Raw genomic sequence first — 17,025 nt, forward strand, 5'->3', positions numbered from 1 at the left:
ACTAATCCTGCATACGCTCCAGCGCATAATCTGCTTCCTCCGCAGTCAGTTCGCCCGCTTTTAATTGTCTGAGGAGCTCTTTTACTCTCTCGTTCTTTCCATTGGAATCCGCTGTTGCATGATTCTGTGCCTCCGCGGAAAACGTTTCTTTTTTACGAATGGTTACATCCTTTAAACCTGCAAGTCTCTCTCCGTGTTCATTAAGCAGCTGAATATCGTAAATAAGCTCGGAGTGACCTTTTTGGCCTGTTTTACGCGCATAAGCCCAGCATTCTGCTGAAACTTTTTTCCGAATCGTAATCTCTCCTATTGAAAAAGGAACATAAACAGATGCCTCTTCTCTTCCGTCCGTAATGCCGAACAAAGATTGCAGAGCCCCATCAATTAGAGACGGATGCAATGTATAATTTTCAAGAGCATATGCGGCTTCTTTTGGCAGCAATAAGTGTGCAACCGCTTCCGTTCCGCCGCCCCATAAACGTTGAATCGGCTGAAAAGCGCGCCCATACTGGAACCCGTTTTCCCGAAAATACTCGTAACATTCATCTTGTTCACGGACAAAAGCACTTCTGTTTATCATCTCTTGTCTGTCGATGTTCTCTATATCATCACTGTAATGATGATCATAATCTAATTCCCCCGTCACAAATCCAGTCCTTACAGCAGCATCCTCGTCAGGTGACATGTTAAATAATATGCTGCCGTCTTTTACGGAAATGTGAGTGTAAATGGTCAGGCTCTCTTGCAAAAGCATGGCCGGTCTGGCAAATATCACGTTTTTTAAACGAGTGACCTTTTTCTTTCGATATGACCGCGTTCCCGCTGCGCATGCCATTTCAAGAAAAGCAGCTGCCGGGAGAATGCTCTTGTTTTTTACAATGTGGTCTTTTAACCAAATCTCTTTGTCTCTTAATGTCGTTTTAAAAAACTGCTGTTCCAGAGTAGATTCATTCGAATCCAGAAGCGGGTGCAGTGAAGACTGCTGCGGCAATATTTCCGGAAATACTGCACTTTGGCTTCCAGGCACCCAGTAAGACTCCTCAGCAAATGGATATAAAGGAAGCTTGACCTTCTGCGGGGTATATTCTTCATATAACTCTCTCCATTGAATATCAGCCCCAAAAGACCATAATTTTGCAAGAAGATTCAAGTCCTTTGTCTCCATCATCACCTCGAGGAATTTATCTTTCATCTTTTGATCATGAAAGATAAAGACTTTATCAAAATCTTTCGTAACATTGCCTTTGTATACGCCCTCTCCAATTGTTCCTTCAGTACAGAAAGTTCTCAGCTTCTCCTTAAGTTCCGGCAAATCGGAAGCTACAACAGCAAGTCTGTCTTCCATCGGTTCCCTGCATGTCTGCAATGTAAAAGCGATATCAGCTGCCGAGGCCTTTGTCTCCCGCTCTGTGAATTGCAGAAGGCGCCGGGCGTATTCTTTCAGTCTGTCTTCATTTTTGGCAGAGAGAACTGCGGCAAACGGACCGCTTATTGTTTGTGTGTCCGCATGGTTTTGATATTCTTCCACAATGACATGGGCATTTGCTCCTCCCGCTCCGAACGAACTGATTGCTGCTCTCCTGTTGGAGGCGCCTGATTCTTTCCGCCACTCTTCTTCTTTCTGCTGAACGTAAAAAGGCGTCTTTTCAAATCGGATATTTTGGTTCAGCTGTTCCGAGTGAATGGATGGCGCCAATTTCTGGTGCCTAAATTGTAAAAGAACTTTTGTAAGGGCTGCTATACCTGCGGCAGACTCCAAATGTCCGATATTAGACTTCACTGAACCTATGGCACAAAATTGTTTATCGTCCGTAAATTTCTCAAACGCTTTTGTCAATCCTGCGATCTCAATCGGATCTCCGAGCGAAGTACCCGTTCCGTGTGCTTCCAAGTAGCTGACGGATCGCGGACTGATGCCCGATTTCTTGAAATTTTCAGCAATCAGCTCAGCTTGTGCATTCGGATTCGGAACCGTAAATCCATTGGTTTTTCCGCCATGATTTACAGATGTTCCTTTAATCACTCCGTATATATGATCCTGATCAGCAATTGCTTTTTCCAGAGGTTTCAACAGGACGGCTCCCGAACCTTCTCCCGGGACATAGCCGTCTCCGCCCTCTCCGAAACTTCTGCACAATCCTTCGGTGGAAACAAAATTACCTTGACTCAGCCAAAGGTATTTGCTGGGGTGTATGGATACATTAACGCCGCCCGCAAGCGCAATTTCACTTTCCCCTCTTTTAATGCTCTCACATGCCAAGTGAATGGCCGTCAGCGATGATGAACACATCGTATCCAGTGCAATGCTCGGGCCGGAGAGATTAAAAAAGTATGAAACCCTGTTCGCAATGGATGAAAAGAAGGAACTGAGCGCAATCGGATTGCCCCGCGCAGTTTCTTCTGCGCCGAATAATTGATATTGTCCGTACATGGCTCCGACAAACACACCGGCTTTCATACCGTTAAGCTTCTCTTTTGTATATCCTGAATCTTCAAACGTATGCCAGGAGGTTTCGAGAAAAATTCGCTCCTGAGGGTCCATCAGCTCAGCTTCTTTATGAGAAATGTGGAAAAACAGCGGATCGAATTGATCAACACCGCTGATAAAACCGCCCCACTTACTGTTGATTTTCCCCTTCTCCATTCTGTCGGAACTGTAATTTGATCTGAAATCCCAACGTTCCTCGGGGATTTCAATAATACAGTTTTTCCCTCCGGCAATGTTTTCCCAGAACTCCTCAAGAGTATCGGAATTCGGATATCTTCCGCTCACACCGATAATGGCAATATCCTCACCCGGCTGAACCATGCTCGGTGCAGGTGTATCCTTCTGCTGCCGGTGCTGTTTTTTACTCGGATTTTCTCTTTTCTTCTGCACTCTTGTTACCGGAGCTGCCCCTGCGGCCTTAAGCACTTTTTCTTTAAAAGATGTTAGGAAGAAGTTTGAAAGCTCTTCAATGTTCTGATATTCAAAAAAGATTGTTTTTGGAAGATCCCCGAAAGTATCTTCAAGCTTTGAAATAAGTGACATGATCATAAGTGAGTTGATTCCGAATTTCTCAAAAGAGTCTTTCGCATTTATTTTATGAGCTTGGATTTTCAAGACACCGCTGATGATCTTGATTAAATAGTCATTGACTTTTTCTTTCGCAGCATATTCCTCTTCTTCATCGTGTTCCGCCGTGAGTGTATCTTGATCTGCTGCAGCTGTGTTTCTTTGAATCGAAAGCGCTTTTATCATTTTATCCCGCTCTCCTTCTGCAGGCATTAAGCTGGTAAATGAAGACCGCAGCATTTTCAGAAACGCTTCCAGAACAGAGGAAGTTCGCATCGGAGTCATTCCATATTTTTCTTTTATTTGGTTGATTCCATTGCTGTCGAGACTCATCCCGCCATCTTTCAATAACGGCCAATTGATTGAAAGGGTTTTTCCGTTTCGGGAGAGCTGAGATCGAAGCACTGCAAAACTGTCCATAAAATGATTTGCGTACGCATAGTCACTTTGGCCGGCATTTCCGTAAGCGGAAAAAGAAGAAAAGAGAACAAAAAAATCAAGATCTTCGTCTTTTGTCAGCTCATCCAGCCAGATTGTCCCGTAAACTTTCGGTTTCAGTACGTCCGTAAAATCACTGAGACTTTTATTTACAAGAAATGAGTCACGAAGGATGCCGGCAGCATGAATGATCCCGTTTATGCTGCCGTACCGCTGTTTAACGCCGAAAATGAATCGCTCTGCCTCTGTTCGATCTGTTATGTCCGTCCGCTGATATTCAACAATAGAGCCGCTCTCATTAAGCTTACTGATCCGTTCTTTTTGATCAGCTGTTAAAACAGAACGGCCTGTAAGTATAATCACGGCTTGGTTTTCTTTAGCGATGTGTTCCGCAAACAGCAGCCCGAGTTTTCCGGCTCCTCCGGTAATGATATATATGCCGCCTTTTTGATACGTTACAGATCCTTTATTGTGTTCCGGAATATCAATATGCTGCAGTCCTTTCACAAAACGGGTATGTGAGTCTATTAAAATCTCACATTCATCCGTTTGAATGCGCTGCATTTCACTGATTGCAGCATCCCATATCTCGGAAACCGGAGGATTTATGTCAGAATGCTCATGGCGAATCTGTATGGTTTTCGCTTTAAGCTTGGAGCTTTCCATGTTTACCGTTTTCATGAAACCTCCGACAGCTTCATGAAACGGCTGATTCAGATCCCTTGTCCAATAAATATGCAATAACGTAACAGGTTCGTTTCTCCGCATTAAAGCTTTTGATAATAAAAAGAGCGAGTTTATCCCTCTGCAAAGAGTTTCGTTAACGGATTCTTCAGTGAATTCTCTGATTTCTCCGTTCCATAAATAAAGCACGACATCAGGTGTAAATCCGTTTTCATCCAAATCAGACAGCAGCATTTCGACATGACTTTCATCAGAAGGATTGATTGTGCATCTATTCCGTTCAATTCTATAATCAGAATCGGGCGTTACGAGAATGACACGGTTATGATCTCCATTCATCATCTCGGCATGCTGAAAAAGACGGTTATCCTGATCAAAAATCAGCATATTCCCCGGTGCCTGCTGATTCGGCATATCAATGTTATTTGTCCTTACCCAATCGTTCTTAAAAAAAATGGTTGGGGACGGAGCTTGCTCCGCCTTTTTTTCCATTTGTTCTTTTCTGTAAGTGCGAATTAGCTCCAGTCCTGCATCAGGAGACATTTGCTGTTCTTCAATTAAGGAAAGTATTTGTTTGATCTGCACTATTTTCCCTCCAGCAGCTGATAAACTTGGTCAGCAGAAAGTTCACCGTTTTTCAATTGTTCTAATAAGAAGAGAATTTCCTGATCTTCATTTTTACGTCCTGCGGTTAATTCTCCCCCGGTCACTTTTCTGACAGAAAAGTCTTTCATGCTCACGGCTATTTCGCCGCTCTCGTTAATAAAATCAATGTTATACGTATAAAAACCGGTTTCTCTCACCGAAACATGGCATCGGGCAGTAAGCGCCCTCTTAATGTGAAGCTCTCTAAGTGAATATGGAACAAATAAGCCCTCTTTCTCATTATCTCTTAACAAAAATGCCGCCGCTTGAAAACCGCCGTCAATTAATGAAGGATGGAGTGTAAAATGTGAAAACCCGTTCGCTAAATGAGCCGGAAGCTCCAATTCTGCCATTAACTCCATATCACTGCGGTATACGGCTTTCAACGTTTGAAAACTGCTATGATATGTCAGGCCCATACGACTGAAGCGGTGATAACACTCTTCCCGGCTTATGACCGGCCCACTGCTGCGTTTGAACTTATCAATATCGACATACTCAGGATTGCTGTTTATGTCTCCGAATACTGTTTCACTTCGTGTGCAGATTTGCTGCACGCCATCCGGACCCTCTTTACATATCGTTACGTTCAACTTATCTTGTTTCATGTCCAAGTCGGTATAAATGTGCAGCGTTTTTCCTTTATATAATATAGGTCTGTTCCACATCACGTCTTTTATTTTATATACTTTACTTTCTCCGCTTATTTCCGCACAAACAAGAGCCATTTCAAGCGAAGCGGCTCCTGGCAGCACATAGTCTCCTGAAACAAGATGATCAGTGACGAAAAATTCAGTTCCGGAAATAACAGTTTTAAATGCTTGTTTCTTTAATGTTGAGACATTCTCGCTGATTAATGGGTGAAGACTTTTGCTATTAACCTCGCTTTTGTTCTTTTTCGGGGTAAACCAATAACTCTCTTTTGCAAACGGATAAGTTGGCAGCGGCACTCTATTCAATTTCTTATTGCCGATTGTCTTCCATTCAAACTCGGCTCCATTGGCCCACCATTGTGCGAGCAGCTCCTCTTTTCCGCTTTGAAGAGCCTCCTCAATCATATATTCAGAAACAGCTGTGCGCTCTTCAGTGTTTTCGCTTATAAATACGCCTTTTTGCACCTTGCTGTCATCAAGAAAGCTGACGTATTTATCTCTCAGCTCAGTCAGACTCGCTGCACATACGGCAATTCTTTCGTTCATTGCTTCCCGGCCGTTTTGCAATGTAAATTCCATGTCACTGGCATTAACGGTCATTTCACCGGCAATCACGCGATCCAAGTACTGACGCATAAGCCGGATATACTCAAGTAATTGATCTTTTGTTTTCGCAGATAAAACAAAAATATGTGTGTTACCGTTGTTTTCCGGCACTTCTTTTTGAGGTTCCCTATATTCCTCTAAAACAATATGCGCGTTCACACCGCCGAATCCGAATGAGCTGACACCTGCTCTCCTCGGCAGATCGTTGTTCTCTTCATCTTTTATCGGATGCCACTTTTGAGCGGTTTCTGTGATATAAAATGGCGTTTTTTCCAGTTTGATGTATGGATTGAGTTCTGAAAAATGGGCGAGTCCCGGAAGTTTGCGATATTTAAAAGCCAGTAACACTTTCATCACTCCGGCTATTCCGGCAGCGGTTTCGAGATGGCCGATGTTTGTTTTCACAGACCCGATTCCGCAGCATTTCTGTTTCGCAAAAGGAATGTCCCATTCTTGATATAACGTTTTAAATGCCTTTATGATGCTGTTTACTTCAATCGGATCGCCAAGACTTGTCCCAGTGCCATGCGCTTCTATATATCCCGCAGTGGCAGGGCTGACCCCCGCCTTCCGCCAAGCTTCGGTTAATAAGTCCGCCTGAGCGTTCGGATTCGGAGCTGTCAAAGAATTGGCGCGGCCGCCGTGATTTACAGCTGACCCTTTAATCAAACCATATATATGATCACCGTCTGCCTGTGCTTTGCTGAGCGGCTTAAGCAATACTGCAGCCGCCCCTTCACTCCTTACATAGCCGTCAGCGCTTTTATCAAACGTTTTGCACTTTCCGTCTTTGGAAAGCATACCTGCTTTATCAAAAGCTATAAACAGAGTAGGGCTTGTCATAATATGCACACCGCCTGCAATCGCCATTTCAAAATCGCCTCTTTGAATCCCCTCAGCCGCACGATGAAGCGCAACTAACGAACTTGAACAGGCAGTGTCAATCGGTTCGCTCGGACCCGTCAGATTCAGCTGATAAGAAATACGATTTGCCAATATACAATGATTTAAACCGGTTGCGGTCTGCGCCTGAACAGAGACGCCATTTTCATTCAGACGTTCAGCATAATCCGTTGTGGCGACCCCTGCAAACACCGCGGTTTTCGTCCCTGCCAAATCAGACGGCTTATAGCCCGCATCTTCTATTGTTTTCCATACAGTCTCCATAAAAATTCTTTGCTGGGGATCCATTAATTCTGCTTCGGCGGGAGAAATCCCGAAAAACAACGGATCAAAACTGTCTGCGCCTTTGATAAATCCGCCTTTTTTTATTTTTGTTCTATTGACGTCCCTGATCGGATCGCCGTCAAACTCTTTCCAGTCCCAACGGTCTTCAGGAATGTCTGTAATCATATCCCGCCCTTTTTCAATTCCTTCCCAAAAGTCTTCCAGCGTATCTGTTTGGGGGAAACGGCCGCTTATTCCCACTATTGCAACCGGCTCATTCATATGTCTTTCCTCTTGCCTGGTTTTGTTTTCAGGCTCAGGGGAATGTTCATAAGATTCCGGCGGAGGCGTGCTGTACAATGTTTTTTCGTCAGCTGCAGAAAAAGATTCTGTCTCAGCAAAAAGGATTTCTCCGTATTGCTCGATTACATAATCAGTCATTTCAGCCAGTGAATTGCATTCAAAGAAAATGGACGGCAATAATTCCGTACCATATTGTTGATTGATTTCATTTCCGAGTCTGGTAAACGTAATCGAATCAAATCCGTACTCGCCGAATGAAGTCTCTTCTTCTATTTCCTTTCTGTCAATCTTCAAAATACTTGACATCATCTTTGCGATGCCCTCAATCAGATTTTCTCTCCTGTCTTTCGCCGCAGATTCATCTGAAGAAAAAGAGCCGCAGAGATGAAGCTCCTCGGAATACTCACTCTTTAAAAACTCAAGAAGTTCATTAAAATCAGTAAGACCGAAAAAATCTGACGGCATCATTGATATTCCTAATGACTCGTTTAATTCGTTGCCCAGCATTGTAAACATAATTGAATCAAATCCGTATTCACTTATCGGCAGTTCAAAATCAAATTCCCGTTCTTCAATTTTTAATACGCCGGTGATGATGCGCGTCAAAGTGCTTTTTAAAGATTCAGTTATTGACAGCTCTTTCGGTTCTTGATTTTCGTCGGCGATTGCCGGGTCACTTTTTCCGCTGTCAATCGTTATCATTCGTTCCAGCTTTAATTCATTACCGCTAAATACCATTATTTGATGTTCACACCCTGTCATTGCTTGATCAAATGCTGCAAGGCCTTCCCGTTTTTCCAGAGGCAGCATTCCGAAACGGTCATAAAGGAACTTCTCTGAATGAATATCAATTTGCATACCGCCTTCTTTCCATAAAGGCCAATTAATCGAGACTGTTTTTCCAGGTTTATTTTCCGCCGCTCTCATTTCCGCAAAATAATCCATAAACCGGTTTGCATAAGCATAATCAGTTTGTCCGGCATTCCCGATTATTGCGCTGATAGATGAAAACATAACAAAAAAGTCCAGAGGTTCTCTGTCTGTATACCGGTCAAGCCATATCGTTCCGTAAACCTTGCTGGCCAAGACTGAATCGAGATCCTCTTCACGCTTATTGATGAGTAATGAATCTTTTATCACACCGGCGCTGTGAATAATTCCTTTAACAGGACCTAATTTGTTTTTGACGAGTTTTATCAGGTTGTCGACATTTTCCTTATCAGAAATATCGGTTCTTACATAAAAAACTTCTGATCCGTTTTTTTCGAGCTCTTTTACATTGCTTATGGCTTCCTCAGAAAGCTCTGACCTGCCGATAAGGACAAGTTTTATTCTCCCTTTTCGCACAAGATGTCTGGCGAAAATCAGTCCCAGACCGCCTGTTCCTCCTGTAATGAGGTAAACTCCCCCTTCTTTTACTTCCATCTTTTTGGGGGGCTCGGCACTTTCAATTTCTGCAGAGTGCTTTACCTGCCTGATTCCATCTCTGTATCTGATTTCTGAAGAAGTATCATCGCTGATAACTGTTTCTTTCACAAGGTTTTTTAATTCAGGCAGACCAGCGTTCAGCTGTAACTGAATTTCGTCGCTGTGTATTTCAATATTTTTACCGGACAACATTGGATGTTCTAAATGAAGTGACCTAAAAAAGCCGCTGATTGCCATTTGATAAGGTAAGATTTGATTTTCCCTTGTGAAAAATACATGTGATATCAGGATTTTATGTCTTGGGATTGTTGCTAGCAGAGCTTTCGTTACATTGAAAACCGGCAAAACAGCCTCTTCCAGCTTTTCATGAATGTTATGCTCAATTCCCGTTTCAGGGCTCATCCCGATTAAAATGACGCGGTCAATTGTCACTTGTCTTTCTTTGAGAATCGCCAGCAATTTCTTATAGCCGTCAAGTTTGACGCTGTTCAATTCAAAGGAATCAGTTTCTTTTTCTTGAAAACTGCCGCCATGGCGGACAAAGATCATATTCAAGCCGATATCTTTATATGCCTGGCGGATCAGCGGTTCTGATATATCCCGACGGAGTGAAATCACAAGGCAGCTGTTTAAACCGCTGGCTTCAGGCTGATGAAGCAGAGGGGCCCGCTTCCACATATCAGTGTAATACTTAACTGAATGCCGCTCACCCTGAGTCGGCGGTGTAGCCTTTAATGCCTTCAATGCTAAGTTTTTTATTTTAAGACTTACAGATCCGTTTTCATCCATAAATAGTATATGAAACCTTTTGACATCATCATGTTGTCTTTCATCGGCAGCTGTAATGTAAGCATAGCCGTTTGCCGAAGGTGCGTGAAGAATCTCCAGCTCACCTAATTCAAAAGGCAAATATGCGGTGTGATCCCCTTCTTGACCGGACATAAACCCGGTTGTGGATTGAAAAATGCCATCCAATAAACACGGTTCCAGCAGCGTGCCGGATTTTTTATGAATGCTCTCAGGAAGTGATATTCGTGCAAGAACAGCATTTTCATGGATAAACAGCTGTTTTATTACCTGAAAGCTGGCTCCATAGTCCAAACCGCTCTGCCGGAAGGTCCTATAACACTCAGCGCCGCTGATTAATCTCTTCTGTCCGGTTAACCAGCTGTCCAATTGAAAACGCTCTGTATGAGAGGCATCTTTATCTCCGCATGTGATAATGTTTCCTTGGCAGTGAACTGCCGCTTCAGGTTGCAGATCGGTTTTCACCACAAATCTGCCGTCTTTTTGATTCGGCAGCAGATCTATCATTATCGTCTTTTCTTTTTCAACGGTTATTGGAACCGGCCATACAACCTGACTCAGTTTTATGACTGATTTTCCGTACAGCCTCTCTCCCGCTTCTCTGGCCGCTTCGATGATTGCCGCTCCGGGCAGAACCATATTCCCATGCACAACATGATCTTTTAAATAATATTCAGAATCAGAAAGCGTTTTATAAAATCGGCACTCACCTGCAGAAAAATCAAATAAAGGAGCTGTACCGGCTGCTGATTTTGTTTGCGCCTTATTTGACACCCACAGTCTGTTTTTTAAGAAAGGGTAAGTCGGAAGCGCAATTTTTGCCGGTTTTCTGCCGGTGCGGAAATCTTCCCAGCTTAAATTGCCTCCTGATACCCAGAATTCAGCCATTTCGGCTAATGTGGTTCTGCCGGATTTGAGCGGAGAATCCGATTGCTGCTGTCTGCGTTTATGATTCGGTTTTTTCCCTCTAAATATTTCGTGATCGTCAATTCCATTATAAAAGTGATTTAATTTCAACATCAGATCATCGATATTATTTGAAATGACAGCAAGCCTTTCCGGCATGGCTTCGCGCCCTTCAAGAAGGGTATACGCAATATCAGAAAGGTGAAGCGGCTTGTTTGTTCCCGCTTGCTGCCAAAACTCGTCCTGCTTATGACGAGCCTTTTGAAGATATTCCTCCAGCTGTTTTGCCGATTCCCGTAAACTCAGTGAATGCTTGGCTGAGAGTACGATAAGTTCCTCACTTTCCTCACAATCCGTATGACAGTCAGCAGCAGACTCATACTCTTCCACAAGGATATGAGCATTTGCCCCGCCCGCTCCGAAAGAACTTAATCCCGCGCGCCGCGGATATTTGCTGTCAGAATGTTTTTCATTCGCGGGTTTTATCCAGTCGGCGGTTTCCTGCTGAAGACAAAAAGGTGTCTCTTCCAGATAAAGATCCGGATGCACCCGTTCAGCATGCAGTGTTGCGGCTATTTTTTTATACTTCATTTGTAAGATAATCTTTGTCAGGCCGGCAATACCCGCAGCCGCTTCGAGATGACCGATGTTAGATTTAATCGATCCGAGAGAGCAATATGAAACATCTTCGGTATAAGCTCTAAACGCCTTGGTCAGGCCTCGGACTTCAATCGGGTCACCCAGCGGCGTTCCCGTCCCGTGGGCTTCAATAAAGCTGACACTTCTGGCGCTCCAACCGGCCGCTTTAAGAGCTCCTTGAATTAAATCCGCCTGTGCGGCAGGATTAGGCACCGTATAGCCATTCGTCTTTCCGCCATGATTAATTGCCGTTCCTTTAATGACGGCGTACACAGTATCATTATCACGTATGGCATCTTTAAGCGGTTTAAGAATAACGGCCCCGACACCTTCCCCGGGTACGAAACCGTCGCCGCCTTCTCCAAAACTTCTGCATTTTCCCGATTTTGAAAGCATCCCCATCTGACATCGGTATAAATAGTCAGAAGGATGAAGATACAAATTTACTCCTCCCGCAACCGCAACCGAGCACTCACCCTTTGTTAAACTTTGGCAAGCCATGTGAATTGCCGTTAAGGATGAAGAGCAAGCCGTATCTACAGGGACACTGGGACCCGTAAAGTCAAATGTGTAAGACACTCTGTTCGCGAGAGACCATGGGAACGAATTTGGAAGTACATCGTTTTTATCCGTCGGTATTCTTTCGCCGAGCAGCTTGTAGGAATTGGTTGTCACTCCCGCAAATACACCGACATGTTTTTCAGTCTGCTTTCTCAACCCTTCAATGGTATATCCCGAATCTTCAAATGCTTTCCACACGGTTTCGAGGAATATTCGTTCCTGAGGATCCATCGCTTCTGCTTCTCTCGGCGATATTTGGAAAAACAAAGAATCAAATGATTCAGCATTCTTTAAAAATCCGCCCCATTTGCAATAAATTTTCCCCTCATGCGCTTTAGCGGGGTCTGGATCATAGTAGGTCTCATAATTCCATCGTTCTTTCGGAATTTCTGTGATTGCGGTTCTCTCTTTTGATAGAAGCTCCCACAATTCTTCGATATTTTCAGCCCCGGGATAACGGCCGCTGATACCGATTACCGCTATCCCGTCAAGATGTTCTTTTTCCTCCGCCGCAGGTGCAGTGATGTTTTGTTCCGGCCTGGCGGGGGTAATGCTCTGAATCTGTTTTCCTTCTTCCTCCCGTGAAAATAAACGCCCCAGCCGATCCGGATATTCCTTTACAAGATGATCTGCTAAATCTCTGATTGTATGAAATTCAAATAAAAGCGTTTTCGAAATTGCTCCCAGTGACTGCTCCAGCTTTGTGTTGCATTGATGAATCATAACCGAATCCATTCCATATTCAGCCAGATGCACATCTTGATCGATCTCTTCCCGTTCTGCACCGACCTCAGAGGAGATGATATTGGTTAAAAACAAAACTGTCTGATTCAAAATATCGCCTTGAGCCAAAGGAATGGCCCTGCCTGTCTCTGTTTCGTCCGTCAAAAATCTCTGCCGCATAAATTGTTCAAAGCGCTCATGATCACCGCAGACTGCAATATTATGCAGCTGACCCGAAGTTACAATCCGCGAAAACCATTGCGTTCCGTCTTCAGCAGGAAGTTCTTCGAGCCCGGAACCATGAAAAAGAGACGTCCGCCCTTGACCTGACAGGTTCGCTCCCATTCCGATGTCTTTCCATAAAGGCCAATTGATTGTCAGCGTGCGGCCGCTGCGCAGAGAATTTTGCCGTTTCTGTTCCCGATATTCTGCAAAATGATCTAAAAAGCCGTTTGCATATGCATAATCACACTGTCCTTCGTTCCCTGCAATAGAGACGACTGAAGAAAAAACGGCGAAAAAATCCAATTCCAGCGACTTCGTTGCATGATCAAGATTCAATGCGCCATGAACTTTTGGAGCAATCACCTCTGAAAGTTCCTGCTTTGTTTTTCGAAAAAGCAGCGAGTCTCTGATAACTCCTGCACAATGAATGACGCCATGAAGACCTGCATGCTGATCGGTAATACCGTCAATCATTTTTTTTACCGCTTCTTTATCGGATATATTCGCCTGTACATAATAAACCTTTGCTTTAAAGCTGTTCAGGTATTCTAAATGTTTCTGCTTATCTCCGTTTAAAGCAGATCGCCCCGATAGAATAATGGTGGATCTTTCAGTTTTCGCGCAATATTCAGCGACTTTACTGCCAATCCCCCCAAATCCCCCTGTAATTAAATACACTTTATCTTTTTCAGGGTATTGAATGGCCTTTCCGTTTGTTTCTCGCTGCTTTTCTAACATCCGTGCATATCTTACGCAGCCTCTGTACTTGATATAAAGATGCCGATCAGGCGCTGTGTTTATTTCTTTATGAAGAATGTCAGCCTTCTCTGAAAATGAAACGGATGCAGAATCATGTTCAAAGCAAACCGTCTTACAATGCAACTGCGGATATTCTTGTTTTACCGATTTTAAAAAACCGTTCACACCTTCAAAATACGGCAATTTTTCTTTTTGATCTGCGCTGAATGTATAAATGAACGTTACTTTGTTTATAAGGTTCTCGCTGATTAAAGCCTTAGTCAGATAAAACACGGAATAAATTCCTGATTCGAGTGTTTCTTCCAGTTCAGGCTGTTTTTCAGACCACGTATGCAAAATTGCATCAGGCGCTGCGCCTTTTTCTTTTAATAGACGAATGACACTTTGATAATCTTCGTGACGCTGCCTGTTGATCGTGAAAACACTGTCGCTTATCTGCTCTAAACGGTCACCGGGCATAATAAGATATGCGGACGTATTCTCTCTTTTTTTCAGCTCTTCAAAATAGTCTTTGTTACCGGAGAACAACAAAATAGTACAGGCTTGTCCGCTGTCCGCTTCATTCTCAAGTGCGGTTTCTTTCCATACCGGCGTATAAAGTGCCTGATTCTTCTTTTCTGAAAAAGCCGCGTCTGATTTTACCTGCTGAGGGTTTAAAGAAAATTGAGAGCGCTCAAACGGATAAGGCGGAAGCGGGGCTTTTCTTTTATGATAGTCACCCAGTTTCGCCCATTCAATCTCTTCTCCTGAAAGCCACATTTGCATAAATGAATGATAAAGAGCCTCATCAGCTGCTTTGTCCGTTTCAAAAGCAGCCGCTTTGTTTAGTTTTGCTGATGGAGGGAGCGATCCGAATTGAAAAACTGAAAAGTCAGAAATATCCACATCCGGCTCCGTTCCCTTTTCTTCCGTGTGATGCGGCATATGATCAGCTATCTCCTGAGACACGGCATCCATTTGATTGTATTCTGTCATCAACGGAAAACGAGTCTTATCATAAAAACCTGCCGGCTGCTTATTAATACAAGCAACAGCCTGTTTAATTCCGTCTTGCTTTTTCAATAACATGCTCAGAAAAAGTTCTTTAGACAAGATTCCTTCATCAAGTAAATTTAATATTTCCAGAACATAATCATTATTAAAGAATCCATCATGATCTGTTAAATCCCATCTCTTATACAGTCTTCTCATAGAGGCAAGGATAGCCATGATCGCTGCTTCCTCATCAGCCGGCAATGCATTTCTTTTAACCGCCGTGCGATTCACAATATAAGATAAAATCTCGATTTCCTGAGTCTTCCCCGCTTTATCCCACTCTTCTAAAAACCCTTTAAACGTATATTGGTGCTCAAGAAGCAGCCGTGTTTTCCCGTACAGGCGGTCTGTAAAATCAGCCGGGAAGCTCAGACCGTTCAGCAGCATCCTTACATAATCTTCATTTAATCGAACCGGCGGGTACGTTTTTGAAGTGTACGGATTGACAAATGGAATGGACGGCGGCTTACAGGATATGTGCGAAGGTTTTTCAGCGCCTGTGATTACAGAAATGGCCTTTTCAATTTTGATGATATCCGCTGCTGCAAGAGCGACGTAATATCCGTCTCCGGCGCCTGTAATGAGGCTTGGCTTAAAACCGGATGCCAGGATACTTTTTATGATTTCCGTATTGATAACTAAAGAATACAAGCGGATTTTCTCAGGTGCCCATTTTCTTTTAAATGAACTGTGCAATGTTGGTATATCTTTCAGCACCGACCTTACGTTCTTTTCTAAATCAGGGAATACCCGTTTCAAAACGGCAAATTGTTTATAACTTTCCCATTTGAAGTCACCGATGGCAAGCGCCCATTCAGAATCTTGTTTCCTCCGAAAACTTAATCCCTCTTTAAGCTGATTTTTAAATTCCTCCTTGCTGCCTGCCAATAAACCAGCCCTGTAATCAAACGATGTCCTCCCCGTTAAAAGGGTGCTGCTGATCACTTCATTTGATATTTTGCAAAATTCCTCAGAATCGTCAGCAAAGGTTCTCCAATGATGTATCATTTGTTTCATGCTTTCTTCACTTTTAGCGGAAAAAAGGAAGGGTACCCTTCCTTTTCTGTCAGATTCGTCTTTTGTATGTATAAATTCTTCGATGATGACGTGAGAGTTAACACCCCCAAAACCGAAGGAGCTGATTCCCGCCCTGAGCGGAGCCCCGTCTGCCGCCTTCCAATCACTTGAATCAAGTGCCGGCCTGAACGGTGTTTTTTCAAACTGTATAATTGGATTTACCGTATGTACATTCAGGCTTTTCGGCACCCTCCGGTGTTTCATCATCATTAGAACTTTTATCAATCCGGCCATTCCCGCCGCTGCTTCTGTATGACCGATATTTGTTTTCACACTTCCGATCCTGCAATATTGAGTATCCTCAGTATATTGCCGATACGCTTTTGTCAATGCTTCTATTTCTATCGGATCGCCCAGAGATGTACCTGTGCCATGTGCTTCTACATAAGAAACCGTCGCAGCATCGACAGCAGCGTTGTGTAAAGCTTCTGAGATGACCCGGCACTGCGCTTCTGCTCTGGGAGCGGTTATGGAACGGGATTTACCGCCATGATTAACAGCTGTCCCTTTTATGATCCCGTATATATGGTGACCGGCTTTTACTGCATCACCAAGGCGCTGCAGCAATACAACGCCTGCCCCTTCTCCGGGAACGTACCCATTCGCCGCTGCGTCAAAAGTTTTACATTTGCCGTCAGGACTCAGCATTCTAGCTTTAGAAAAAGAAATATATTTTCCGGGTTGGAAATTCAAGTTTACTCCCGATGCGATTGCATAATCGCTTTCTTTTGTCCGCAGTGACTTAACCGCTTCATGTAAAGCAACAAGCGACGATGCACAAGCGGCATTTACAGACATGCTTTTTCCGGTCAAACCGAATGTGTATGAAAGCCGGTTGGAAAGCATAGCTTCGAAACTTCCTAAACAGGCATAACTGTCGATTTCCGATTCAGCTTTACCTGTCTGCCGGTAGTCAGAATTCATAATACCCGCAAAAACAGAAGTGGTTTTACGCTGGAGATCCTGCAAAGAAACCCCGGAATCTTCGATGCACCGCCAGGTTTCTTCTAAAAGGATTCTTTGCTCAGGATCCATGTTTTTCGCTTCCCGGGGAGAGATATTAAAAAACTTATGGTCGAAATGGTCAGCTTTATGAATAAAACCTCCCCACTTGCTGATTGTTTTGTTCGGTATACTGATATCAGCTGAATAATAAAGTTCGGGATCCCACCGTTCAATCGGCACTTCCCGGATGGAATCTTTGCCGCTATTTATGTTTTCCCAGAATTCATGATAATGATCTGCATCGGGGAATCTGCAAGCAACCCCGATTATCGCGATATCCGCATTCTGTTTATTCAAATGAACCATTGG

2 protein-coding genes are annotated in these 17,025 nt (G+C 43.7%); both read right to left on the reverse strand.

Annotation, left to right across the window (positions count from 1 at the left end):
• Position 1: 1 nt before the first annotated feature.
• Complete coding sequence (locus tag OTK50_RS02125; RefSeq protein WP_130571034.1) at positions 2-4,762, reverse strand: type I polyketide synthase; 4,761 nt, start codon at positions 4,760-4,762, stop codon at positions 2-4.
• Positions 4,762-17,022, reverse strand: coding sequence for an SDR family NAD(P)-dependent oxidoreductase (locus tag OTK50_RS02130; protein WP_224224229.1), 12,261 nt, complete (start codon positions 17,020-17,022; stop codon positions 4,762-4,764). Before OTK50_RS02130 ends, OTK50_RS02125 begins: the two co-directional genes overlap by 1 nt.
• Positions 17,023-17,025: the final 3 nt, after the last annotated feature.

The organism is Bacillus sp. NEAU-CP5 (genome assembly GCF_026420705.1).
Lineage (GTDB): Bacteria > Bacillota > Bacilli > Bacillales > Bacillaceae > Bacillus > Bacillus velezensis.

What these genes read in the sequence shown, in the direction of transcription:
- OTK50_RS02130 (WP_224224229.1), bottom strand. Translation starts at nt 17,022, where the DNA reads ATGGTTCATTTGAATAAACAGAATGCGGATATCGCGATAATCGGGGTT.